The sequence below is a fragment of the Pseudoalteromonas sp. 2CM41L genome, from assembly GCF_023161905.1.
Taxonomy (GTDB): Bacteria; Pseudomonadota; Gammaproteobacteria; order Enterobacterales; family Alteromonadaceae; genus Pseudoalteromonas; species Pseudoalteromonas atlantica.
Genome location: NZ_JALNTN010000004.1, coordinates 136,903 through 162,392, shown reverse-complemented (window position 1 = coordinate 162,392; position 25,490 = coordinate 136,903). Strand labels below are relative to the sequence as shown.

Genomic DNA, 25,490 nt, shown 5'->3' with positions numbered 1-25,490 from the left:
ACACTATGGCAGAAGTAAATGTTGAAAAACTAGCCGGCGATATAGGTACAACTGTTGATAAATTGCTTCAGCAATTTTCACAAGCGGGTATCACTAAAAAAGCAGGTGATAATGTAACTGAAGCTGAAAAAGCACAGTTACTTGATCACTTAAGCAAATCGCACGGTGGTACTGGTTCAGATGGCCCAGCACGTATGACTTTACAACGTAAGAGCAAAAGCACATTAAGTGTAACGGGCTCTACGGGTAAGGCAAAAGCTGTTCAAGTTGAAGTTCGCAAAACACGTACTTACGTGAAAAAGAGCGCAATGGAGCAAGAGCAAGAACAGCAACGTCTAGCCGCTGAAGAAAAAGCGCGTATCGAAGAGCAGCAAAAAGCTGCACAAGAAGCCGCTGAATTAAAAGCGAAACAAGAGGCAGAACGTAAAGCAAAAGAAGACGCTGATCGTAAAGCCAAAGAAGAAGCTAAACGCAAAGCAGATGCAGAGCGTAAAGCTAAACAACAGCAGATGACCCCAGAGCAAAGTGCTAAGTCTGAGAAAGATCGCATCGAAGCTGAGCGTCTGCAGAAAGAAGCAGAAGAGGCCGCATTGAAGAAAGCTGAAGAAGAAGCGAAACGTCAAGCAGAAGAGGCAAGAAAGCTAGCTGAAGAAAATGAAGCTCGCTGGAAAAAAGAAGAAGAAGAACGTAAGAAACGCGAAGAAACCGCGGATCACCATCTTACGACTTCTACTTATGCACGTGAGGCAGAAGATGTTGCCGATGCACGTGATGAGCAAGGTTCACGCCGCGCGAAGAAAAAGAAAAAAGCCCCAGCAAAAGATAAATTTGCAGGCGCTAAAGGCCGTAAAGGCAAGCTAAAAGCACCTACGTCATTGCAACATGGTTTCCAAAAACCAACTGCAGATGTTAAAAATGAAGTGCGTATTAGCGAAACAATTACAGTAGCTGAGCTTGCATCACGCATGGCTGTTAAAGGCGCTGAAGTTGTTAAAACAATGATGAAAATGGGTGACATGGTTACCATTAACCAAGTGATTGACCAAGAAACAGCACAACTTGTTGCTGAAGAAATGGGTCACAAAGTTATCATCGTTAAAGAAAACGAATTAGAGCAAACAGTACTAAATGACCGTCATGAAGATGGTAAGTCTGAGCCGCGTGCGCCAGTAGTAACTGTAATGGGTCACGTTGACCATGGTAAAACATCAACGCTTGATTACATTCGTTCAGCTAAAGTTGCATCAGGCGAAGCCGGTGGTATTACACAGCACATTGGTGCATACCACGTTGAAACTAACGGCAACATGATCACTTTCTTAGATACGCCAGGTCACGCCGCGTTTACATCAATGCGTGCACGTGGTGCTAAAGCGACAGATATCGTAATCCTAGTGGTTGCAGCTGACGATGGTGTAATGCCACAAACTAAAGAAGCGGTACAGCATGCTCGCGCAGCTGGCGTTCCTTTAATCATTGCTGTAAACAAAATGGATAAAGAAGGCGCAGATCCAGATCGCGTTAAAAACGAGCTAGCTCAGTTAGATGTTATCCCTGAAGATTGGGGCGGCGATACGCAGTACGTTCATATCTCAGCTAAAACAGGCTTAGGTATTGATGACTTACTTGAAGCTGTTCTTATGCAATCTGAGCTTTTAGAGCTTCGTGCTCCATCAGAAGGCATGGCAGCAGGTGTTGTAATTGAATCTCGTCTTGATAAAGGACGTGGTCCGGTTGCTTCTATCTTAGTTCAATCAGGTACCCTTAACCAAGGTGATATCGTACTGTGTGGTCTTGAATACGGCCGTGTTCGTGCAATGAAAGACGAAAACGGTAAAGACATTAAATCAGCGGGTCCTTCTATTCCTGTTGAGATTTTAGGTCTATCTGGTATTCCGGCTGCAGGTGATGAAGCGACTGTTGTTAAAGATGAGCGTAAAGCGCGTGAAGTTGCTTTATACCGTCAAGGTAAATTCCGCGACGTTAAATTGGCTCGTCAGCAAAAAGCGAAGCTTGAAAACATGTTTACTAACATGGCTGAAGGCGATGTATCAGAAGTTAACGTGGTACTTAAAGCAGACGTTCAAGGTTCAATCGAAGCAATTTCAGACTCACTAACTAAGCTTTCTACTGATGAAGTAAAAGTGAAGATTGTTGGTTCTGGCGTAGGTGGTATCACCGAAACTGATGCAACACTTGCTGCTGCATCTAACGCAATCGTAGTTGGCTTCAACGTTCGTGCTGATGCATCTGCACGTAAAGTGATTGATACTGAAAACTTAGACCTTCGCTACTACAGCGTAATCTATGCGCTAATCGAAGAAGTTAAGCAAGCCATGTCTGGTATGCTTGCTCCTGAGTTTAAGCAAGAGATTATTGGTCTTGCTGAAGTACGTGACGTGTTTAAGTCTCCAAAAATTGGCGCAATTGCTGGTTGTATGGTTACTGAAGGTACTATTAAACGCAGCGCACCAATTCGTGTACTACGTGATAACGTGGTTATTTACGAAGGTGAGCTTGAGTCACTACGTCGCTTTAAAGATGACGTTCAGGATGTTCGTAACGGCATGGAATGTGGTATCGGCGTTAAGAACTACAACGATGTTCGCGTTGGTGACCAAATCGAAGTATTCGAAACAGTTGAAGTACAACGTACACTTTAATTGCTCGTAAACTAAGATTGTAAATGGGGGCTTTGCCCCCATTTCTGTATCCATTATTTAATTAACTTATTATTTTAATTCAGTAAGTTATGATTTTAGGAAAACAATCATGAGAGAATTTTCTCGCACTGATCGTGTTGCTCAGCAAATTCAAAAAGAAATTGCTGTAATTTTACAACGCGAAATTAAAGATCCGCGCTTAGGCATGGTGACAGTGTCTGCGGTAGAAGTATCGCGCGATTTATCTTACGCAAAAGTTTTTATTACGGTGTTTAATACCGAAGATGAAAACAAAGCAAAAGAAAGCGCAAAAATACTTAACGAAGCAACGGGCTATATCCGCTCGTTACTAGGTAAGCGTATTCGTGCTCGTATAATGCCTGAGCTTAAATTTGTAGTAGATAACTCACTAATGGAAGGGATGCGTATCTCTAACTTAGTGGACTCGGTTATTCGCGAAGATAACGCTAAACATGTTGATGATGAAACTGATAGCGAAGAAGGCACTAAAGACTAATGGCAAGACGCAGTAAAGGCCGTCCGATTGATGGTATTTTGTTGTTAAACAAACCTCAAGGCATTTCATCGAACAAAGCCCTACAGCAAGCTAAAGGTATTTATTTTGCCCAAAAAGCTGGCCATACCGGTGCGCTAGACCCACTGGCCACTGGCATGCTACCTATTTGCTTTGGTGAAGCGACCAAGTTTACCCAATTTTTGCTCGATACAGATAAAACCTATGTGGTAAGAGCAAAGCTAGGTGAGCGTACAACTACCTCTGATTCAGATGGCGAAGTGGTTGAAACCCGTGATGTAAACGTTACCACTGAACAGTTAGCTGCAGAAATTGAAAAGTTTTTAGGCGAGTCAGATCAGTATCCATCAATGTACTCAGCGCTTAAATATGAAGGTAAGCCTTTATATAAATACGCGCGTGAAGGCATTGAAGTACCGCGTAAATGCCGAAAAATAAACGTGTTTAGCTTAACGCTTGATGAGTTTGATGAAGCAAACAACGAAGTACAAATGACCGCCCATGTATCTAAAGGGACGTACATTCGTACCATTGTTGATGATTTAGGCGAAAACCTAGGCTGTGGCGCACATGTTATTATGCTGCATCGCTCAGCGGTTGGCCATTACCCTAAAGATAAAATGGTATCGCTTGAGCACCTTGAAACCTTATTAGCCAAGGCTAAAGAAGAAGAGGTGGCCTCTTCTACATACCTTGATGAATTACTATTGCCAATGGATAGTGCATTGGTTGATTTACCCGTTGTAGAAATTAGCAAAGAGCAGGGCGTTTCGTTTAGCCATGGCCAAGCAGTAGTATTAGGCACTGATTTACCCGAAGGGGCAATTAAAGTTCTTGCTGATGGTGTTTTTATTGGCACCGGTGAGCGCAACCCTGACGGGCATTTAAAATCAAAACGTGGCTTGTCTAATCAGCAACCCGAGTAAACTTTAACTTGTAGTTATTCTCATAGTTGGTAGAATACGCCCGCTTAATCGTTTTGGCTGAATTAGTGATCGGCTAAAGCACCTATTAAATTTAACTTTTGGAGTTATTATGTCACTAAGCAATCAAGAAAAAATCGATATCATTGCTAAATTTGCACGTGCTGAAGGCGACACTGGTTCACCTGAAGTACAAGTAGCTTTACTTACTTTTGATATCAACAAGCTTCAAGGTCACTTTGCTGACCACAAGCATGACTTCCACTCACGTCGTGGTCTGCTTCGTAAAGTAAGTACTCGCCGTAAATTGCTTGATTACCTTAAAGGTAAAGATATCTCGCGTTATACTGCGTTAATCCAAGAGCTTGGCCTACGTCGCTAAGAACTTGATTACGAGAAAAGGAGCTTTATAGCTCCTTTTTTTGTGCCTAAATTTAACGCTTCACACTCCATCGTTAACTTAATCTCCCTGCAATATAAATAACATCAACCTTTGCTAGCACTTAACAATTAAGGGTAGGCAACGCTTGCAACCACTGCGTTAAAATTATCTTTAAGAACAATTTAATAGCGAATTATTCACCTAGCTATCTAAAGGTTTTTCATAGCTAAAAATTACACGCTTAATTAAACGCTTTGCGATAAAACAATTAAAAAATAATGCGGCAAAAGCGATTACGTTTTATCTTTGGGTAGGCTCGCAATTTTACGTCGCTTTGGTATATACTATGCGCGTAGATAAATAGGTTATCTGCAGTCATTAAAAATTTTGCCAATTGTAGTACTTAATTGATTTCCAACTGAATACAATTATGTACTGTAATTGGCCCTTTTAATGACACTTATTAATGAAATATAAAAACATTTAAGGAATATTTTAAGTGCAAGCAATTATTAAAGAATTTCAACTAGGTCAACACACAGTTACCCTAGAAACAGGTGCAATCGCACGTCAAGCAGACGGCGCAGTATTAGCAAGCATCGGCGACACGTCAGTATTAGTTACTGTCGTTGGTAAGCGTGAAGCTCAACCTGGTCAAGACTTTTTCCCACTAACAGTTAACTACCAAGAGCGTATGTACGCTGCGGGTCGTATCCCGGGTGGTTTCTTAAAGCGTGAAGGTCGTCCTAACGATGGCGAAACACTTATTGCACGTCTTATTGACCGTCCAATTCGTCCACTTTTCCCAAATGGTTTCGTAAACGAAGTACAAGTTATTGCAACCGTTGTTTCTGTAAACCCTGAAATCCAACCAGATATGGTTGCGATGATTGGTACATCAGCAGCACTTGCTATCTCTGGTATCCCATTTAGCGGCCCAATTGGTGCGTCACGCGTTGGTTACATCAACGGTGAGTACGTACTTAACCCAACACTAAAAGAGCTTGAAGAAAGCCAACTTGATTTAGTAGTTGCAGGTACTGATAACGCAGTACTAATGGTTGAATCAGAAGCTGACGTACTAGCTGAAGACGTAATGCTAGGTGCGGTTGTATACGGCCATGAGCAATCTCAAGCTATTATCAACGCAATCAACGAATTTAAAGCAGAAGCGGGCAAGCCTACATGGGATTGGTCTGCACCTGAGAAAAACGTATCGCTTGAAGAAAAAGTAGCTGAACTTGCTGCTGATAAAGTAGGTGAAGCTTACCGTATTACCGATAAAGTAGCGCGTAAAGAAGCATTAACTGCAGCAAAAGACGCTGTAATTGAAGCGCTTACAAGCGAGCTTGCTGAAGATGAAACACTTGATAAGCAAGAAGTAGGTAAAGTATTTGGTTCTTTAGAGAAGAAAATTGTACGTGGCCGCATCACTGCTGGTGAAAAACGTATCGATGGTCGCGAACCAGACATGATCCGTGCATTAGACGTAATGACAGGCGTATTACCACGTACTCACGGTTCTGCAATCTTTACTCGTGGTGAAACTCAAGCATTAGTTACAGCTACACTTGGTACAGAACGTGATTCACAGTTAATCGATGATTTAACGGGTACTCACAAAAACCACTTTATGCTTAACTACAACTTCCCTCCATTCTGTGTAGGTGAAACTGGTTTTGTAGGTTCTCCTAAGCGTCGTGAAATTGGTCACGGTAACCTAGCTAAGCGTGGTATTTCTGCTGTAATGCCTACACTTACTGAGTTCCCTTACTCAATTCGTGTTGTATCTGAAATCACTGAATCTAACGGTTCGTCTTCAATGGCATCTGTTTGTGGTACGTCACTAGCTCTTATGAACGCGGGTGTACCAATTAAAGCGTCTGTTGCGGGTATCGCGATGGGTCTTGTGAAAGAAGATGAGAAGTTTGTTGTTCTTTCAGATATCTTAGGTGATGAAGATCACTTAGGTGACATGGACTTTAAAGTAGCAGGTACTACTAACGGTATCACTGCACTACAAATGGATATCAAGATTGAAGGTATCACACAAGAAATCATGCAAATTGCGCTTAAACAAGCAAAAGCTGCACGTTTACACATTTTAGGTGTGATGGATGAAGCGATTTCTGCTCCTTCTGAAGAATTATCAATGTTTGCTCCTCGCATCTACACTATGCAAATTCCTGCTAAGAAGATTGCTGAAGTAATTGGTAAAGGTGGCGCTACAATCCGTCAACTTACTGAAGAGACAGGCACAACAATTGAAATTGAAGACGACGGTACAATTAAGATTGCTGCAACAGACGGTGAAAGCGCGCAAAACGCAATTACACGTATTGAGCAATTAACAGCAGAACTAGAAGTAGGTACTATCTACACTGGTAAAGTTGTACGTATTGTTGACTTTGGTGCGTTTGTAAACATTCTTCCTGGTAAAGATGGCCTAGTGCATATTTCTCAAATCAGCACAGAGCGTGTTAACAACGTAACTGACCACTTAAGTGAAGGTCAAGAAGTTAAAGTTAAAGTACTAGAAGTAGACCGCCAAGGCCGTGTACGTCTAAGCATTAAAGAAGCAATGGAATCAGCAGCACCTGCAGCTGATGAGTCAAAAGACGCATAATTGCTAAACTTTAACCCGTTAATATACGCGGGATAATAAAAAAGGGGCTGTTTAGCCCCTTTTTTTATGCTTTAATGAAACCTTATTAGACAAGGTCTGTCTTATTTTTATTGCGATATATCTTGGTATTAAGGATTTTAATGATACTCAAACATTTAGCTTTGGCATCTTTTGCTATTTTGTCTTTAAGCGCTTGCCAAACCACGACTGAATCAAAACCTACGCCGATTGTTAATGTGCCTTTTACTGCACCCCTTGCATCTGACTTTAGAAGTGAAATTGCGATTGCACGTTACTCTGAGCTATTAAATCGAGCCGATTTAAGTACCGAGCAACAAGCTAAGCTTTATTATGACCGTGGGGTATTATTTGATAGCTTAGGAATGACCACGTTATCGCGCATTGATTTTAACCGCGCTATAAAACTAAAGCCTGATTTAGCTGAGGTGTATAACTTTTTAGGTATTCAGCACACTTTAATGCAGCAATACGAAAAAGCGTATGAGTTTTTTGACTCAGCCCTTGAGCTTAATGAAGAGCATGAATACGCTTATTTAAACCGTGGCATTGCACTGTATTATGGTGAAAGAGCAAACCTAGCGCAAAGTGACTTTGATGAGTTTTTAGCGCGTTCACCAAACGATCCTTATCGTGTGTTATGGCTTTACCTTGCACAATCACAAGAGGATAAACAACAAGCATTAGCGGCTCTTAAAACAAATGCTGCAGCCCTTGATGAATCGCAATGGGCTTATCAGTTAATTTCGCTTTATACCGGCGATATGAGTGAGCATACGTTTTTATCGGGTATTAGCGAGGGCGTTAAGTCAGAGCAAGAATACGCACAGCGCTTGTGCGAGGCGTACTTTTATTTAGCCAAAATGCATCAAGCAGCCGGTGAGCAGTTTTTAGCTGCTGATTACTTTAGGTTGGCATTATCCACTAATGTGCATGAGTTTATTGAATACAAATATGCACGTTTAGAGCTTGAGCTTATGGCTGGTGCAGACGCTAGTTAAATACCTGTGTTATCTAATTGGTTTGCTATTTAGCCTGCTTATTGCAGGCTCTTGCAACCAGTTAAGCAGCATTAGCTTTTGGCATGTACTTCACGCTCAGGCTAATCCGCTGCAAAGTTATTGGCAATTTCCCCGTTACTTTTCAAATAATATTGCACATCTTCCCGAGCTGACCTTAGGCTTTTTAGCGCGTAAAAATATCCCATCAGCTCAGTACAATTATTCTTTAAAGCTGATTAATGCAAGCAAAAACGAGCAAGCAAAGTTATTTTGGCTACAAAGTATAGAGCATGTTGGGCACAACAAGCGCCAACAACTCGCGCATGCTCTTTTAAAGCAAGGTCGCTGGAATGACCTTCAACTATTGTTAGCTCAAAACTTACTGCCTAAAGGCGCAGCATTTAACCATTTAGCGCTGCACAAAGGGAGTGACTATGAGCAAGTTTCGCCTTCCTTTTTACATCAGCTTGGTTTTGCAGCGTTAAATACACGCCCGCCGATTAACAATAGCTGTAGTTACAATGTGCTGCTATTAGGTGTAAATAGAGAAGCCTTGTTTAAGTTATCAAGTTTTGCCGCGCAGTATAATAAAAAACCTGAGCCGCAAAGCGGGGCGTATTGCTTAAGTAAACCGGTTTACGCTGGGGGCGCAATTGACTGCGCTCCCACCTCGGACATGGCTAATTGCTTATGGCAAAACGCGCACGTAAAAGCGCAGTCTACTAACGGCTATGACTACACTGTAATTATGGGTACGAGCGGCAGCGCCAATGTAACAGGTAAAAAAATGCAGCTAAGTACCCAAGCAAACTATAATGTATTTTTGCATGAGCTAATGCACTTTAGTGGTTTTGAAGATGAATATACGCTGCCTATTTCTAAACAGCGCTGGTTGTGTAAACGCCAAGGATACGTAGCCCCAAATTTATATATTTCGCAAGGTGAGGCTGCGCCAAATGGATGGCACAAAAGCTTAAGTTGCCAGCAAGGCGGCGTGGCATATAAGCCAACTAAGCAATGGTCAATTATGCAGTATCAACAACTCGGTTTATCAAAGCGGTACAGGGCTTTGTGGGTTGATCAAATCAATGCTGCTAAAACCGCTCAGCTTGATTAAATTTAAATCGATTAGGCTTGCTATCTATAGACAAAATGGCCGTTTATAAGTATAACTGTACGTATTAATGTCGTTTAAAAACAGACAGTAAAAGCATCTTTTCGTGATGTATAAAACGTAAGGATAAACTTATGATTATAAAAGGCCCTACATTATGACTTTGCTCTGGATACCTTTGTTATCCTTAATTGGCAGTGTTATTTCTTCATGCACCGGCAAACTATCCCGTACGCAAGCTGCAGCTGTCACTGTACTTGCCCCTTTAGCAGCATTAGGTATTACGCTATACCACACCCCCGCTATTTTAGCAGGTGAAACGATTCGTTATGCTGTAACGTGGATCCCCGCTGTTGGACTGGACTTATCATTTCGTCTTGATGGCTTGAGCTTACTGTTTATGTTTATGATTTTAGGCATAGGCATACTGGTAATTACCTACGCACGTTATTATCTGAGTAAAAACGACTCCTTAGCTAAGCTCTATAGTTACTTATTGCTGTTTATGACCGCAATGCTGGGCATTGTTATGTCTAACAATGTTATTCAGCTTTGGCTGTTTTGGGAACTGACCAGCATTAGCTCGTTTTTATTAATTAGCTATTGGTGGCATAAAACAGAAGCACGAAAGGGCGCTCGCATGGCGCTAGCTGTTACCGGTGCTGGTGGCTTAGCATTGCTGGCAGGTTTAATGTTAGTGGCCGATATCGTTGGCAGTTACGACCTAGATGTAATTTTAGCTAGCAAGGCAATTGTTCAATCACATGATTTATACGAAACAGCACTGGTATTAGTTTTGCTAGGTGCATTTACTAAATCGGCACAGTTTCCATTTCATTTTTGGCTACCTCACGCTATGGCAGCCCCAACCCCTGTTAGCGCGTATTTACACTCTGCGACTATGGTAAAAGCAGGTATATTTTTATTAGCGCGTTTTCACCCAGTACTTTCAGGTACAGACACTTGGTTTTTACTGGTTGGTTTAACCGGTTTAACAACGCTTTTATTTGGTGCTTATATCGCCTTATTTAAACACGATTTAAAAGGCCTGTTAGCGTACTCAACCATTAGCCATTTAGGATTAATTACCCTGTTATTGGGCCTAGATACTGAGCTCTCTACTGTGGCGGCAATATTCCATATTATTAATCATGCCACGTTTAAAGCCTCGCTATTTATGGCAGCAGGTATAATTGACCATGAAACCGGCACTCGTGATATGCGTAAGCTTAATGGTATGTGGCGGTATTTACCGTATACGGCCACACTTGCCATGGTTGCGGCTGCTTCAATGGCGGGTGTGCCATTGCTTAACGGCTTTTTATCTAAAGAAATGTTTTTTGCCGAAACCTTACATCAGCAAGTGCTTGGCTCTATGTCGTGGTTAATCCCGGTGTTAGCCACTATTGCAGGGGCGTTATCGGTGGCTTATTCGTCGCGTTTTATTCACGATGTATTTTTTAATGGCGAGCCAATTGATTTACCACGCCAGCCGCATGAGGCTCCACGTTATATGCGACTCCCTATTGAAGTATTGGTTGTGCTGTGTGTGCTGGTTGGTTTGTTCCCGCATTTTTCAGTCGATGGCATTTTATCTGCTGCGTCTTTGGCTGTACTTGGTCAAAAGGTACCAGAGTACGAACTGGCTATATGGCATGGTTTTAACTTACCGCTATTAATGAGCGCCATGGCGGTAGTGGGTGGTTTGTTTATTTATATAAATCGTAAATACCTATTTCAATTTCAAGCATCATTACCGCCACTTAATGCTAAAAAAACCTTTGAGCTAATTGTGCTTAAAGTTATTAATTGGTGCCAAAGCAGGGTAAACACTATCGAAAACGGCTCATTACAACGCTACATTTTTGTAATGCTGGCGGTGGTATTGTTATGTGCCGGTTGGCCATTATTTGAAATGCAACAATTAGCGGGTAGTATGCCGCGTATTCCGGTTGATGTGCATAACGCAATAGGTGCAGGCCTATTGATTATAGGTGCTTTTGCTACCGTTATTTGGCATCGCTCACGCGTAGTTGCGTTACTAATGATTTCTATTGTAGGGCTTATGGTGTCGGTGGCGTTTACGCGTTTTTCTGCGCCCGACTTAGCGCTTACGCAATTAACGGTAGAAGTAGCAACCGTTATTTTATTAATGTTGGCGTTGTTTTTCTTACCACAACATACGCCTAAAGAGTCTAGCTCGTTACGAGTACTCAGAGATTTAGGGATAGCCTCAACATTAGGTGTTGTGGTGGCAAGTATATGTTATGCATTACTTACGCGCCCACTCGAATCGATATCAGATTTTTTCATAGCCAATGCCAAAACAGGAGGTGGCGGTACCAATGTAGTAAACGTTATTTTGGTTGATTTTAGGGGCTTTGACACCCTAGGCGAAATAACCGTATTGGGTATTGCAGCGTTGGGTATATTTAAAGTGCTTTCTCGTATTCCATTGTTCATGCCAGCAAGTGATGGTGAAGGGCGCCCATGGGCACGCGAGCGACACCCTATACTACTTGCCAGTATTTCGCATAGCTTATTACCGCTTGCATTATTAGTATCGGCTTATATTTTCTTACGTGGTCATAACTTACCTGGCGGCGGCTTTATTGCAGGGTTAGTAACATCAATTGCCTTTATATTGCAGTATATGGCTCATGGCTCAGCTTGGATAAGCGAGCGCTTTGCAGTCAACTACCGGAAAATTATTGCATCAGGTATCGGTATTGCCTTGTTTACTGGAGTCGGTAGCTGGTTCTTTGAACGGCCGTTTTTAACTACGTGGTTTGATTATTTCGATATCCCATTTATTGGCAAAACAGAACTTGCAAGCGCAATTGTGTTTGATTTAGGCGTTTATTTAACAGTGGTTGGAGCCACGTTAATGATATTAGCAAGCCTTGGCAACATGACAGCAGATACCCAGAAAAAAGAGGTAAATATTTAATGGAGCTATTGTACGCATCTTGCGTTGGTGTATTAGTTAGTTGTGGTGTGTTTTTACTGCTAAGGGCCCGTACGTTTCCGGTAGTGCTTGGCCTTACTATGATTTCCTATGCCGTTAACTTATTTTTGTTTTCTGCGGGTCGCTTAACCATAAATAAAGCGGTTGTACTTGGTACAGGGGCTGAATATGCCGACCCTTTACCTCAAGCACTAGTGCTTACTGCAATAGTGATAGGATTTGCAATGACTGCGTTTGTGGTTATTTTGGCTATACGTGGTAGAGCCGATTTAGGAAGCGATCATGTTGATGGGCAAATCATCAAAAGCGCAGCCGATAGCAAGGAGCAAAAATGATTCAACATTTAACCTCTTTGCCTATTTTATTACCTATGTTGGCAGCGGTAATATTGCTTTTGCCACCCTGTGGTAAAAGTTTACGTATTCGCCGTATTGCCTCATCAATTATGGCGGTGATCACATTTGTTGTTAGTGCATTGCTGTTAATCCATATATATAACAGTGGTATCAATGTATACGCTATTGGTAATTGGTCTGCTCCTTTTGGCATAGTGCTTGTTGCCGATATGCTTTCTACTTTATTGGTTGCACTTACATCCTTTTTAGGAATGGGAGTCATTTTATATGGCTGTGCCGGCGATGATGCAAAAGGAAACTTTTTTCATCCATTAGTTCATTTTTTAATATTAGGTGTTAATGGGGCATTTTTAACGGGTGACTTATTTAATGTATTTGTATTTTTTGAGGTGTTGTTGATTGCTTCATACTCACTACTTATGCATGCCGGAGATAAACAAAATACCCGTGCAGCGCTCCAATACGTCATATTAAATTTGGTTGGCTCGAGCGTATTTTTAATTGGTTTAGGTATTTTATACGGCGTACTGGGTACATTAAACATCGCTGATATGACGCAAAAAGTAGCCCTGTTAACGGGCGATGATGTCTATTTGGCGAAGGCCGGCGGCTTACTGCTGTTAGTTGTATTTGCTTTAAAAGCTGCATTGCTCCCTTTGCACTTGTGGCTACCAAATACTTATGCCAGTGCAAAGCCTGTGGTTGCCGCTTTATTTGCTATTATGACCAAGGTGGGTGTATACGCCATGTTGCGCGTTTATACCGTTATTTTTGGTGAGCAAGCCGGTGAGCTTGAACATATGGCGCAATCGTGGTTATGGGGCTTAGCCATTGCTACTATAGTGGTTGGTGCAATTGGCGTAATGGCTGCGCAAGATTTACGTAAGTTAACGGCAAATTTAGTTGTTGTATCAGTGGGCACGTTAGTCGCTCTAATTGCACTGCAAAACGTCACTGCAACAGCTGCATTGCTTTATTATTTAGTGCACTCCACCTTAGTCAGCGCTGCACTATTTTTATTAGCTGATTTAATTGCCACACAAAGGGGCAAAGTAGGGGATAGACTGGTTGCCGGACGAGCCGTAAACCAACCTTACTTATTAGGGGCATGCTTTGTAATTGCTGCATTAACCGTAGTAGGTATGCCGCCGCTATCGGGGTTTGTTGGAAAAGTTTGGATCCTCAAAACAACCTTAAATAGCGAGCAAGCCTTACTATTTTGGCCTGTTTATTTAATTGCTAGCTTTGTTTTATTAGTTGCACTTTCTCGTGCTGGTACAAGTATGTTTTGGGAAAGAAAAGGCAATAAAACAGAAAGCGCCGAGGGCGAAAATGCTCACCCATTACAAGTGATGATAATTGTAGGGCTACTTGCGTGCTCACCTTTGTTAGTTGTTTTTGGCGGACCAATAAGTGAATACATGGTCAGTGCTGCTACGCAATTGCATGACATAAGTGGTGGCATTAATGCAGTTATGAAGGGAGGTGAGTAATGAGGTTACAAGCCCGTTATCGTTGGTTGCCAACGCCGTTTCGTAGTTTGTTTTTATTCTTAATTTGGTTGTTGCTTAATAATAGTGTATCCGCAGGGCATATAGTATTAGCTACGTTTTTTGCGATATTTATACCGCTATTAAGTGTTTCATTACGTGATCCGCAACCTTTAATACTAAAACCAGGTTTGGCACTAAAACAATTACTCATTGTACTTTACGATATAGTGGTTGCTAATTTGCAGGTAGCCTTATTAATCGTTGGCCCAGCTAAAAAGTTACGCCCTGCTTTTGTTAAAGTGCCTATAGATTTAATACACGATATGCCCATTACAATTCTTGCCAGTTGTGTATCTCTTACACCTGGTACAGTAAGTGCCGAGGTATATCCTATTCCTGAGTCACTAGACGAAGGCGAAAAGCCTAAACAGCGCTATTTACTTATACATGTGCTTGATTTAAAAGATGAAGAGGCACTTATTAAACAAATTAAACAGCGCTACGAAGCTCCCCTAAAGGAGATATTTCAATGTTAGATACTGTATTACTTATTGTATTTGCCATGATTGGTTTATCGTTACTGTTAAACCTATGGCGATTAATTATTGGCCCCTCAGTGCCTGATAGAGTTTTAGCCCTAGATACTATGTACATTAATGTTATCGCGTTAATTATTTTATACAGCATTAGTATGGGCACTGGTTTGTACTTTGAAGCCGCGTTATTAATCGCGATGCTTGGCTTTATAAGTACTGTTGCAGTATGTAAGTATTTACTACGCGGCGACTTAATTGAATAGGATATTAAAATGATAAGCGAGTGGGTTGTATCAATATTACTACTTTTTGGTGGGCTATTTATTTTAATAGGGTCGCTGGGCTTAATTAAATTACCTGATTTTTACATGCGCTTACACGGCCCTACTAAAGCAACAACACTGGGTATGGCCAGCATATTAATTGCTGCAATGGTGTTTTTTGCAACGTCGGTGCACACCATAAGCGTAAAAGAGATTTTAATTACCGTGTTTTTATTAATCACTGCCCCTATTAGTGGGTATATGTTAATAAAATCAGCGATCCATCATAAGCTTAAAGCAAAGGAAGGCACAAAAGGGCTCGATAACGTAGAAGACGATTAGCCCCTGTGCACTGATAAAAAGGCCAAATAAACATGTTTTATTTGGCCTTTTTAGTATGGGTTTACACATTTACAAACTATTTTATACCCGTTCGCATAATTAAGTAATTTATTCTGAGGCTGGTAAAACGTGTTGATAATTTAGTAAAAAATTAGCTATTTAGTTGTTCTGAATGAGCATTTTTTAACGTAAGTAGCGACCCGTTTAGCCCCGTAAAATGAGTAAGTATTATTGCGGATTGATATTAATCATGTGAGTATGGTCTTACTTTTTATATTTAAGGATATGACAATGGCTAAGGCACTATTACTTTCGTTACTTATATTTTCTGGCAGCGTATTGGCTGACGAAGCAACTAAGCAGCAAAAAATAGATGAGCTGATAAACGTGATGAACATGGATGCTATGGTTGACTCAATGTACGGGCAAGTTGAGGGCATGATGAAAAACATGTCTGCACAAATGGGTGTTAAGCCCTCTGAGCAAGCTATTTTTGATAAATACTATGCAGATATGACCAACGTACTTAAAACCGAAATGAGCTGGAAAAAAATGCAGCCGATGATGGTTAACGTTTACGACAAACATTTTAACGAGCAAGAAATTGCCGACATGCTGGCGTTTTATAAAACTGAAACAGGGCAAAAAATTCTTCAAAAAATGCCTGTAGTAATGCAAGAGTCTATGCAAATGTCGCAAAGCTTAGTGCAAGATGCAATGCCAAAAATTCAGCAAATAGCCGGTGAGCTAAGTGAAGAGCTAAAAGCCTCTCGCCAACAAGAAAATTAATCTCTCTGCCTCTTTTTAAGCGCGCTCATTAGCGCGCTTTTATTTTATCAGCTCCAGTAAATTTAAATTATGCTTTAATGCTCCCCTCTATTGACCTGTGTGTCACACATAGGTTTACAATTGAGCTCTAAAATCTAAGGGGGCTAAATTATGTATGTTAAGCAATTAGCGACGTTAATGGGTGTAACGCCTGATACAGTTCGTCATTACACACGAATAGGCCTTTTAACGCCCATACGTAGCCAAAGTAATGGTTATCAACAATATACAAAAGCAGACCGCCAACGTTTACAGTTTATTATAAGCGCCCGAAAGCTCGGGTTTTCCCTAAAAGATATACAGCATATCATTGGCGAGTCAGAACAAGGGCATTGCCCATGCCCACTTACACGGCAAATTATTGCAAAACGTTTAGAAGAAACCGAAGCCTTGTTTCAAGAAACCCTTAAATTACGAGTGCGTATGCACGCGGCGTTAAAACAGTGGGAAACATCGGCAGACGGCGCTGTTGCAAGTGATGTGTGTAGCTTAATAGAGACGTTTGTTGACCCACTTGTTGAGCCAAACAAAAGCGGAGATGTGCAATGAGTAGCAGTAAAACAACAGAGCAAAACTTTATTATTGAAGGTGCTAATTGTGGCAGTTGTGTAGCCAAAATAGAAAAAGCCCTCAATAGTGTGCAAGGCGCAAACAATGTCGAAATGAACTTTGCAGATCGCACGGTACGAGTAGAGGGCAGCGCGCAGCAAAGCACATTAATTAGCGCCGTTGAAAATATAGGTTACGGCGCAAAACCTATGGATAACACATCAGAGCAAGATGCGCTTGATGAAAAAGCCAAGTCAGACGAGGCACATTACAAAAAGCTAATGCGCAACATGATGCTGGCTTTAGGTGTGGGCGTACCGCTTATGATTTATGGGCTTATTTTTGATATGAGCGTGACAACCACTAACCAGCGAATTGCATGGGGTGTGGTCGGTATTATCACGTTTGTCGTTATGGCTGTAGCAGGTAAGCAATTTTATAAAGGTGCTTGGCAGTCATTTAAAAATCATGGGGCTAACATGGATACGCTTATTGCTTTGGGAACGGGCACTGCGTGGTTATATTCAATGTTTGTTGTGCTTGCGCCTAGCTTACTACCTGAGGTTGCAAGGCACGTTTATTTTGAAGCTTCTTCAATGATAATCGGGTTAATTAGTTTAGGCCTGGCTTTTGAAGTGAAAGCGCGTGGACGTACTTCGCAGGCTATTAAGCGTTTAATTGGCTTACAAGCAAAAACAGCCCGTGTAATACGCGATGGCGCAGAGCAAGATATAGACATTAGTGATGTGCAAAAGGGCGACCATGTAAGGGTACGCCCAGGCGAAAAAATCCCGGTAGATGGTGATGTGCTCGAAGGTAGCAGCAGATTAGATGAATCTATGCTCACGGGTGAGCCTATGCCAGTGAGTAAACAAGCTGGCGATAAAGTGGTTGCTGGCAGCATTAATAAAAGTGGTACATTATTATTTGAAGCCACACATATAGGCCAAGAAACAACCCTTGCCAATATCATTAATATGGTAAAACGCGCGCAAAACTCTAAGCCTTCAATAGGGCGATTAGCCGATGTTATATCGGGCATTTTTGTGCCCACAGTAATGATAATTGCGATACTAGCAGCCCTTGCATGGTTGAATTTTGGCCCAGCTCCTTCAATAGCTTATGCAGTGGTAGCGTTAACCACCGTGCTGATTATTGCATGCCCATGTGCGCTGGGTTTAGCAACGCCTATGTCGGTAATGGTGGGAATAGGTAAAGCCGCCGAGTTTGGCATATTAATTCGCAATGGCGAGTCACTGCAAACGACCTCTAAAATTACTACCATGATTTTAGATAAAACCGGCACTATCACCCAAGGTGCACCACAGGTAACAGATGTTGTAACGTTTAATAACGCAGATGAAAATAACGTAATGCAATTAGTTGCAAGCCTCGAGAGTAGCTCTGAGCACCCACTTGCGGAGGCGATTACACAGTACGCTCAAAAACAAAATGTAACCTTGAGTAAAGTTACCGACTTTGATGCGATTACCGGTAAAGGTGTAAGTGGAGCGGTGAATGGGCAAACACTGTTATTTGGCAATAAAGCGCTTATGGATAAATACGAGATTGCAGTTGATGACGCCATAGAGCAAGCACACACCTTTGCAAATGATGCAAAAACCCCGATGTACTTTGCCTGTAATAATCAACTAATGGCCTTAATTGCGGTAGCGGACCCGCTTAAAGAAGACTCAGTACAGGCAATCAAGCGCTTGCAAAATGAAGGTATTCATCTAGTAATGCTCACTGGCGATAATAAAGCGACCGCACACGCTGTGGCTAAAAAAGTCGGTATTGATGATTTTATCGCAGAAGTGTTGCCAGAGGATAAAGTAAACGAAGTCACTAAACGTCAGCAGCAAGGCGAGATTGTAGGCATGACGGGTGATGGGATCAATGATGCCCCCGCGCTTGCTAAAGCAGATGTCGGTTTTGCAATTGGCACAGGTACAGATGTAGCCATAGAAAGCGCCGATATTACTTTAATGCGTGGCTCACTTCATGGCCTTGCCGATGCTATTGCCATTAGCAGGGCAACAATTAAAAACATTAAACAAAACTTGTTTGGTGCCTTTATATATAACGTTGCGGGCATCCCTATTGCAGCCGGTGTGTTGTATCCGTTTATTGGTGTACTACTAAACCCAGTAGTGGCGGGCGCAGCTATGGCGCTTTCATCACTGACAGTAGTCACCAATGCTAATCGCTTACGTTTTTATAAACCCAATAAGCGCTAAGGAGTCGATAATGTTAATGATAAATTTACTTGGTGCAGTATTAATAGCGGCCATTATTTATTGGTTTTGGCTTTATAAGCCAAAGCAAATACACAGTAATGATAATACGCAAACCATAGTGGTAGATAACGGCGTTTATCAACCAAGTCATATAAAGGTGGCGGCCAATAAAAAAGTAACACTTACATTTGATAGAAAAGACAGTGCACCGTGCGCCGAAACTATGGTGTTCCCGCAGCTTGATGTAAGTGAAAGCCTTGCAATGGGAGATAATAAAATCACTTTGCCTGCACTTAAAGCAGGTGAGTACGACTTTCATTGCCAAATGAAAATGTATAAAGGTAAGTTAATCGCTGAGTAACCAGTGAGTTGATGAAGTAACATTAATACGGCCTAACTTTATGTTGAGCTAAACAACGGGTTATGTCGTATTAGTGTTAATTAAGCACACTAGATTATTTAATGAATAAGTTAAACCCTAAAAAATTACTAAACAGTAAGTGGACTGCCACTCCAGCTATCAATAAAGAAAAACACTTTATCATTGTAGAGGTAGAATACGATGAAGAGGGTAATGTAATTGAGTGCATTACCGAGTCGGTATTTTCTAAAGATCAGTACTCAATACGCTGGCGAGATTTAAAAGACACACAAAAATGGCGTCAAGGCTGGAAGTAGTTAAATTGTTTTTATACTTTAAAAACGCCAATTTGTTATGCCCAACTAAATGCAATGCGCTCCCTTTTTAACCCCTGCCTTTTACTAAATTCGCCATTTGGCAACAAATGCCTGTTTTTTACAGGCTTGCCATGCTTTTAAAAAATAAACGCTAAAAATTTTATAAATGTCAATATATTTCAATTGGTTATGTTTTAGGTTTTATGGCGTTTAATTGTTTTAATTAAGCTGTTCAGCTTTAGTTTATTCTTAAACTTCCCCACATTATGTTTTTAGTTAGCTTTTAGCTCATGTGTGGCTTTTTTATAAATCATAAGCTGTTGATTCTAATGGTTTATTTAAAGTGGCTCATCTAGCTGTTGCTAAAAAGCAACAAAAATACCACTCGAAACTTAATTTTTTCATATACTTATCGTATAACTCATTGTTTATTAGGTAAAAATAAAACATGGCACTGAAGTTGTAATAGCTAAGCTGTATTAAGCAAAACGTGGGTAACGCCAATTGGCTACTCCCCTAACCCTATGAAGGATTTCATTATGAAAAAGGCACAATCAACATTGGTATTAATGGCTTTAGCCTCTTCATCAGCGGCTTTTGCAGTAACAGATTTTGACACACTCGATAAAGATGGCAGTGGCACATTAAGCCCGTTAGAAGCATCTGCTGATGCTGAATTAATGAGTCAGTTTACAAAACTTGATACTGACAAAAACAACGAGCTATCTAAGAGTGAGTTCGACAAAGCATAAGGGAGTGCTTTGAGTAGTTAACGCCCAGTGGCACGTTAATTCTGAGTTGCCAAAGACAACCTAAGTAGGCAAGGGAGCTTACCATAAAGAATAACAAGGACAGTGTAATACACAGGGCATTTTATTATAAACGCATAGCGAAGGAATCGATATGTAAAAGCGATACCCAACTTTGCTTGCAATAGCGCTGGTATTTTCTGGCACATTTGCAAAGTTTGATACCAACACAAGCGGTAAACTTTTTAAAGCAGAGGTTTTACAAGCGTAGACGATTAATGCGCTGTGGTGTAAGCATGATTCTGAGTTGCCAAAGACAACCTAAATAGGCAAGGGAGCCTATTAAAAAGAATAACAAGGAAGTGAATTGTAACCACCTCAGTGCAAATTTATACAGGTAATGCATATTATTGAAGGATTACATTATGACTAAGCTGAAAACAACACTTGTACTTATCACCTTGGTGTCATCATCGGTGGTATTGGCAAATACAGAGTTTAAAACACCTATGCAAGGCGAAGGTGGTTTAACAAACCAAAGTGATCAATCAGCAGAACAAATAATGCAGCAATTAAATATGCAAAGCCGAAATGGCCTAACCGAAAACGATTTTTTTGAATACAAATAACCGATTCTCCCTTTATGGATCTCAGAAAAGGATTTCTTCCCCTTTGCCAAGCACTTAGCCTAAGGAAATGATTATGAAAAAATTTATCGCACTTCTAGCACTTGCCTCTTCATCAGCGGCGTTTGCCGCGGTCGACTTTAACAGTTTTGATGCCAATGGCGATGGCGTAATTAGCAAAACAGAAGCACAAGCCAACGCTCAGTTAGCACGGTTGTTTGATAAGCTCGATACAGATAAAAATGGTGAGCTTTCACAGCAAGAGTTTTCTAAAGTACAATAATTTTATGGCGTAGTTTTACGCGCTTAAAATTTATCAGGTCATACTCACAAAGCAGTTAAGTAACATTTACTTAGCTGCTTTTTTTGTGCATGGCGCAGGCATAACTGCTTTTTCACCAAATAGGTGCAAATGAGCGCAAGTTAAAACCTTAACCTGATGAATAAAAACACTTTTTATACTTGGTTTTAAACTTGCTTAGTTAACGCTATAGCAACTAAGTGAGTACACAATTATGGCGCGAATGAGTTATATAAGTAGTGTTGAGCGCTACCATGAGTATGAGCAAGTAATACACAGCTTGCTTGACTCTATTTTAATGAGTATTGAAGATGGGCTTAACAAAAATCGAGATACGCGTTTTTTAGTAAAGCAATATCCCTTTTTAGAGCTGCAATATTGTTTAAACGAATCTGGGCTTCAGCAAGGCAATAACGTTTGCTTTAAGCGTGCCTATAAAAAATTAGCCGAGCAAGGCAATCAGCAAGACTTAAGTGAGCGCCCTTACTTTTTACAATCTAAACAAACCGATTCGGTGTGCTTTACCGATCCGTATATTTCTATCGCAACTAATCATGTATGTATTTCGGCTATTAAAGAGCTAAAAAAGCCAATTAACCAGCAGCATTATTTAGTGTTAGACGTATGCTTAACCCAGTTAATTGAGTTTGTAATGGGAGACAGCGCGCGTGCCGGTATTTCGCCTTATTTTAAAGCGGGTTATGGGGTGATTGTGGCGTGTTTATTTACTTTGGTACTCTTTTTACTGAGCATAGTATTTAACGATATATATGCATTATTAACCCACTTTGACTCAGCGTCTGATCCTCTCGAGCCCTTTAGCATTATTATATATATTACTTTAGCGTTGGCCGTGTTTGATTTAGGAAAGACCATTCTCGAAGAAGAGATTTTAATGCATAAGGATATATTTAGGCACTCTTCTACACGGCGCACAATTACTCGGTTTATATCTACCGTGCTAATTGCAATATCTATTGAGGCGCTATTAACCATGTTTAAGGCAGCGTTGGGGCAGGCTGAATACTTATTACCGGCCATTGCGATGATGCTTGCGGTGGTAGGGCTTTTAATAGCCTTGGCTATTTATGTGTATTTAGGGGCCAAAGCCGAAACCTTACTAATGCGGGCGCGCTCAAAATTAAAATCCTCCAAGTAGGAGGATTTTAATGCGATTGGTATGATTATTATTTAGCTTTAAACTTTATCTGCTAATGCGGCTTATCTTGCTCGCGCTTTGCTTTAAAGTCTGAGTCACTCGTCCATGTAGGCCAATCGCCATTGTTAGCAAGCTTTGTGGCTATATCAACAATAAGCTCTATGTCTTGCTTTACGCCACCTAAGGACCACTGCGGCGAGTAATCATCGGCTTCTTTATGGTATTTATGCGCAATGTAATCAGGGTCGGTATCGCCAAGGCTCATAAATAATAAACTCGGCACACCTTGCTTAGCTAAAGAAAAATGATCTGATCTAAAAAACAAACCGTTTTGCGGGCGGGGGTCCATTTTAACAACGCGACCTTGTGCTTTTGCCGCGTTTGCTAGGTAGTTTTCTAGGGTGGATAAATCCTTACCGTATTGCAAAATGTAATCGGTGCCATCTAGCACGTTCATTCCGTCAATATTTAATAGCCCGACCATTTGTTTAGTGGGCACAACGCCACCGGTTGCAAATTCTTGCGAGCCAATGAGGCCAGTTTCTTCTGCGGTAAAATTAGCAAATAAAATAGAGCGTTTAAACGGTGTTTGCTGGTGGATTTGATTCATAATGCGGGCAATTTCAAGTGTGGCCGCTGTGCCAGAGGCATTATCCACTGCACCGTTATAAATTTTAGGGCCGCTGTCGGTTTGCTTGGTACCAAAATGATCCCAATGAGCACCTATTACCACGTACTCATTAGGGGCGTCGCTTCCTGTAATTTGCGCAACTACGTTATGTGATTTGGCATGCGATACTTCGTTTTTAAATGAAAGGTTGGCTGTTAAATTAAGCGCTGTGGCTTTAAAGTCATCACTTAAAGCCTTTTGTTTTAAATTTTGATAGTTAAGCTGTGCGGCATTAAAAATTTGCTCAGTAGTATTAAGTGTTAGCCAGCCCATAACTGGGAGCTTAGAAGCGTTTAGGTTATTGTCCATCAGGGTGTATTTAGTCCCTGTGTTTGAGCTTTCAACCACGCCCCAAGGGTAAGCCGCAGGGGCAGTTTCGTGCACAATAAATACCGCTTTGGCACCTTGGCGTGCGGCTTCTTCGTATTTGTAAGTCCAGCGGCCGTAGTAGGTCATAGCATTACCTGTAAATAACGCATCGTTTTGTGTAGCAAAGCCAGGGTCGTTTACCAATACAATAACGGTTTTACCTTCAACATTAATGTTTTCGTAATCGTTCCAGTTGTATTCGGGGGCATTAATACCGTAGCCCACAAATACAATGTCAGAGTTTCGTACATCTATTACTGGCTGTAATTGCTCTGTACGGGCGGTAAAATCGTTACCTGCTTTAAACTTTAAGTCGCCTACCTGCAATTGCATATTTTGATTGGCCGTGACCATTGCCATTTTTACCGGCTGTAAAAACTTACCATTATACGCGCCAGTTAAACCCATAGTTTCGTATTGCTCGCTCAAGTAACTCACTGTTTTTACTTCACCATGAGTAAGTGGGCCGCGACCTTGAAAGTCATCAGAGGCTAGCGTTTTTATATGCTGTTTAACGTTATTTAGGCTTACGCCGAGCGTATTTTCTAAAGGAGAATGCTCGCTTGCAGGTTCAGAGCAACCAAAGAGAGCGACTAGCAGGCTTAGGCTAGCGCTTTTAAAAAGAGTAGAGGCCATAGTTTTCTGAATAGTTTTAAAAATTGGCTTTTAATATAAAGGAAGCACTGATGTGAGTCGAATATTTATCATTTTGCCAGTTCTATTTTTCAAAAATTGAAAATTGCCGGTGTAGGGTGTATAAATAATCGACAACAATAAATGGAGCACACACAATGAGCCAATCTAAAAAAAGCGGATACCTGTTTATAGGCAGCGGCGTAGCATTTTTTGCAGCAGCTTTGCTCGCACAGCAAGCGATGTTTTTTGCTTTAGCTGCATCTTTTGTAGTGTTAGGTACAATTAGTATAAAAAAAGCGGCTTAATAGCCGCTTATTTAATTAACACCTTGTAATAAATACCTTTAAAACACCTACCAAATTAGTTTTTCCACCATTTATGGGTTATTGCAGCGTCGGTAGGGGTAAATATTTGTCCAAACTCGGGTGTACTCAATGTTACGTTATTTATGTTGCTTGCAGCCGTTACTCGTTCAAATGGGTCAACCCAAGCATGAAACGCCAAGTCAAACGTACCGTTATGAATAGGCACTAAAGTTTTACCTTGTAAATCAATATGAGCTTGAACCGATTGCTCTGGTGTCATGTGTATATCGGCCCAATCTTTGTCGTAGGCGCCTGTCTCAATTAGGGTTAAATCAAAAGGACCGTACTTGTTACCAATTTCTTTAAAGCCTGCGAAATAACCCGAATCACCACTAAAATAAACACTTTGCTGGGAGGTTTTAATAACCCACGAACCCCAAAGTGTGTTGTTTGCATCACTTAATCCACGGCCCGAAAAATGCTGGGTAGGAGTAAAGGCAACTAATGCATGTTCGGTTTGTAACTCCTGCCACCAGTTAAATGTGCTAATTTTGTTTTCATCCACTCCCCACTTAACTAAATCGGTATCTACACCAAGTGGCACATAAAACTGCTTAGTTTTTGCAGACAGCTTTTTAATAGCAGATTTATCAAGGTGATCGTAATGGTTGTGCGAAATAAGCACCTTATCGATTGGTGGCAGTTCGCTAATACTAATAGGTAATTTAGAAAAGCGCTTTGGCCCTACAAAAGAAAAAGGAGATGCGCGCTCACTAAATACCGGATCGAGTAACCAGTATTCGCCATGCACTTTTAAAAGCACGCTAGAGTGGCCAAGTTTAATGACATGCACAGTATTATTTGCAAGGGAGTTAAGCATTTTTGCTGTAACACTTTTAATTGCAATGGGCTTTTTAGGTGTAATGTTGGTACGCTTTTCTGTTATGTAACGCCCTAAAATTCCGAGTGTTTTCTTAAAGCTATTCGGCTCAACCTGTTGATGGTTATGAAATCTACCATTTTCGTAGTTATCTACATTAGGTGCTTCATTAACACCTTGCGCAACTATCTGTTTATTCACGCTACAACCTCCAAAAACAATGATGGCGATGATCACAACTACCCATCTTATAAATGTCATCGTTAAACCTTAAAGTAAA

25 protein-coding genes are annotated in these 25,490 nt (G+C 41.0%); 23 read left to right on the top strand and 2 right to left on the bottom strand.

Translation table 11 applies throughout. The features are described 5' to 3' along the window. Positions 1-5 precede the first annotated feature (5 nt). The 22 genes from infB to MTF64_RS07430 all read left to right on the top strand — a co-directional run bounded on the left by infB (position 6) and on the right by MTF64_RS07430 (position 22,350). Positions 6-2,663, top strand: coding sequence for a translation initiation factor IF-2 (infB, locus tag MTF64_RS07535; RefSeq protein WP_004585885.1), 2,658 nt, complete (start codon positions 6-8; stop codon positions 2,661-2,663). A gap of 109 nt (positions 2,664-2,772) precedes the next feature. Next, positions 2,773-3,180, top strand: a complete 408-nt coding sequence (gene rbfA / locus MTF64_RS07530; protein ID WP_004585886.1) for a 30S ribosome-binding factor RbfA — start codon at positions 2,773-2,775, stop codon at positions 3,178-3,180. Continuing rightward, positions 3,180-4,124: a tRNA pseudouridine(55) synthase TruB gene (gene truB, locus MTF64_RS07525; RefSeq protein ID WP_248451040.1), complete on the top strand. Its 945-nt coding sequence runs from the start codon at positions 3,180-3,182 to the stop codon at positions 4,122-4,124. The genes rbfA and truB overlap by 1 nt, the downstream gene beginning before the upstream one ends. A 109-nt stretch (positions 4,125-4,233) precedes the next feature. Continuing rightward, complete coding sequence (gene rpsO, locus MTF64_RS07520; protein WP_004585888.1) at positions 4,234-4,503, top strand: 30S ribosomal protein S15; 270 nt, start codon at positions 4,234-4,236, stop codon at positions 4,501-4,503. A gap of 499 nt (positions 4,504-5,002) precedes the next feature. Next, positions 5,003-7,129: a polyribonucleotide nucleotidyltransferase gene (gene pnp / locus MTF64_RS07515; RefSeq protein WP_004585889.1), complete on the top strand. Its 2,127-nt coding sequence runs from the start codon at positions 5,003-5,005 to the stop codon at positions 7,127-7,129. A gap of 140 nt (positions 7,130-7,269) precedes the next feature. Next, complete coding sequence (gene nlpI, locus MTF64_RS07510) at positions 7,270-8,148, top strand: lipoprotein NlpI (RefSeq protein WP_029773956.1); 879 nt, start codon at positions 7,270-7,272, stop codon at positions 8,146-8,148. After that, positions 8,132-9,265, top strand: coding sequence for a hypothetical protein (locus MTF64_RS07505; RefSeq protein ID WP_121637201.1), 1,134 nt, complete (start codon positions 8,132-8,134; stop codon positions 9,263-9,265). Before nlpI ends, MTF64_RS07505 begins: the two co-directional genes overlap by 17 nt. A 154-nt stretch (positions 9,266-9,419) precedes the next feature. Further along, the gene (locus tag MTF64_RS07500) at positions 9,420-12,212 is read left to right on the top strand and encodes a monovalent cation/H+ antiporter subunit A (RefSeq protein ID WP_024033786.1); all 2,793 of its coding nucleotides are present in this window, start codon (positions 9,420-9,422) and stop codon (positions 12,210-12,212) included. After that, a complete protein-coding gene (locus tag MTF64_RS07495) occupies positions 12,212-12,565 on the top strand; it encodes a Na+/H+ antiporter subunit C (protein WP_004585893.1) in 354 nt (117 codons plus the stop codon). Before MTF64_RS07500 ends, MTF64_RS07495 begins: the two co-directional genes overlap by 1 nt. After that, positions 12,562-14,079: a monovalent cation/H+ antiporter subunit D gene (locus tag MTF64_RS07490; protein WP_054982207.1), complete on the top strand. Its 1,518-nt coding sequence runs from the start codon at positions 12,562-12,564 to the stop codon at positions 14,077-14,079. The genes MTF64_RS07495 and MTF64_RS07490 overlap by 4 nt, the downstream gene beginning before the upstream one ends. Next, a complete protein-coding gene (locus MTF64_RS07485) occupies positions 14,079-14,615 on the top strand; it encodes a Na+/H+ antiporter subunit E (RefSeq protein ID WP_055253050.1) in 537 nt (178 codons plus the stop codon). Before MTF64_RS07490 ends, MTF64_RS07485 begins: the two co-directional genes overlap by 1 nt. Next, complete coding sequence (locus tag MTF64_RS07480; protein ID WP_004585896.1) at positions 14,609-14,878, top strand: K+/H+ antiporter subunit F; 270 nt, start codon at positions 14,609-14,611, stop codon at positions 14,876-14,878. The genes MTF64_RS07485 and MTF64_RS07480 overlap by 7 nt, the downstream gene beginning before the upstream one ends. A gap of 9 nt (positions 14,879-14,887) precedes the next feature. Next, positions 14,888-15,220, top strand: a complete 333-nt coding sequence (locus MTF64_RS07475) for a Na+/H+ antiporter subunit G (protein WP_004585897.1) — start codon at positions 14,888-14,890, stop codon at positions 15,218-15,220. Positions 15,221-15,511: 291 nt separating this feature from the next. Further along, complete coding sequence (locus MTF64_RS07470) at positions 15,512-16,009, top strand: DUF2059 domain-containing protein (RefSeq protein WP_054982209.1); 498 nt, start codon at positions 15,512-15,514, stop codon at positions 16,007-16,009. Positions 16,010-16,159: 150 nt separating this feature from the next. Next, entirely contained in the window at positions 16,160-16,597 is a 438-nt protein-coding gene (locus MTF64_RS07465) for a MerR family transcriptional regulator (RefSeq protein ID WP_248451039.1), read from the top strand. Next, positions 16,594-18,837 carry a heavy metal translocating P-type ATPase gene (locus tag MTF64_RS07460; RefSeq protein WP_248451038.1) on the top strand — a complete coding sequence of 748 codons (2,244 nt, stop codon included), beginning with the start codon at positions 16,594-16,596 and terminating at the stop codon, positions 18,835-18,837. The genes MTF64_RS07465 and MTF64_RS07460 overlap by 4 nt, the downstream gene beginning before the upstream one ends. A 10-nt stretch (positions 18,838-18,847) precedes the next feature. Beyond that, positions 18,848-19,198: a cupredoxin domain-containing protein gene (locus tag MTF64_RS07455; RefSeq protein ID WP_138684553.1), complete on the top strand. Its 351-nt coding sequence runs from the start codon at positions 18,848-18,850 to the stop codon at positions 19,196-19,198. A 101-nt stretch (positions 19,199-19,299) separates the two neighbouring features. Then, the gene (locus MTF64_RS07450) at positions 19,300-19,515 is read left to right on the top strand and encodes a TIGR02450 family Trp-rich protein (protein WP_248451037.1); all 216 of its coding nucleotides are present in this window, start codon (positions 19,300-19,302) and stop codon (positions 19,513-19,515) included. A 539-nt stretch (positions 19,516-20,054) separates the two neighbouring features. Next, positions 20,055-20,267 carry a calmodulin-like protein gene (locus tag MTF64_RS07445; protein WP_004585903.1) on the top strand — a complete coding sequence of 71 codons (213 nt, stop codon included), beginning with the start codon at positions 20,055-20,057 and terminating at the stop codon, positions 20,265-20,267. A 422-nt stretch (positions 20,268-20,689) separates the two neighbouring features. Beyond that, a complete protein-coding gene (locus MTF64_RS07440) occupies positions 20,690-20,893 on the top strand; it encodes a hypothetical protein (protein ID WP_024033777.1) in 204 nt (67 codons plus the stop codon). Positions 20,894-20,966: 73 nt separating this feature from the next. Beyond that, a complete protein-coding gene (locus MTF64_RS07435) occupies positions 20,967-21,173 on the top strand; it encodes an EF-hand domain-containing protein (RefSeq protein WP_029772194.1) in 207 nt (68 codons plus the stop codon). 232 nt (positions 21,174-21,405) lie between these two features. Further along, complete coding sequence (locus MTF64_RS07430; protein ID WP_096042016.1) at positions 21,406-22,350, top strand: EAL-associated domain-containing protein; 945 nt, start codon at positions 21,406-21,408, stop codon at positions 22,348-22,350. A 52-nt stretch (positions 22,351-22,402) separates the two neighbouring features. On the opposite strand, the gene MTF64_RS07425 is transcribed toward MTF64_RS07430, so the two are convergent. Next, positions 22,403-24,025: a M28 family metallopeptidase gene (locus tag MTF64_RS07425; protein ID WP_248451036.1), complete on the bottom strand. Its 1,623-nt coding sequence runs from the start codon at positions 24,023-24,025 to the stop codon at positions 22,403-22,405. 155 nt (positions 24,026-24,180) lie between these two features. Between MTF64_RS07425 and MTF64_RS07420 the strand changes: the two genes are divergently transcribed. Beyond that, positions 24,181-24,330 (top strand): hypothetical protein, encoded by a 150-nt coding sequence (locus MTF64_RS07420; protein WP_024033773.1) that lies wholly within the window; start codon positions 24,181-24,183, stop codon positions 24,328-24,330. Between the two features lie 55 nt (positions 24,331-24,385). Here MTF64_RS07420 and MTF64_RS07415 read toward each other — a convergent pair whose 3' ends face one another. Continuing rightward, the gene (locus tag MTF64_RS07415; protein ID WP_248451035.1) at positions 24,386-25,471 is read right to left on the bottom strand and encodes an MBL fold metallo-hydrolase; all 1,086 of its coding nucleotides are present in this window, start codon (positions 25,469-25,471) and stop codon (positions 24,386-24,388) included. Positions 25,472-25,490: the final 19 nt, after the last annotated feature.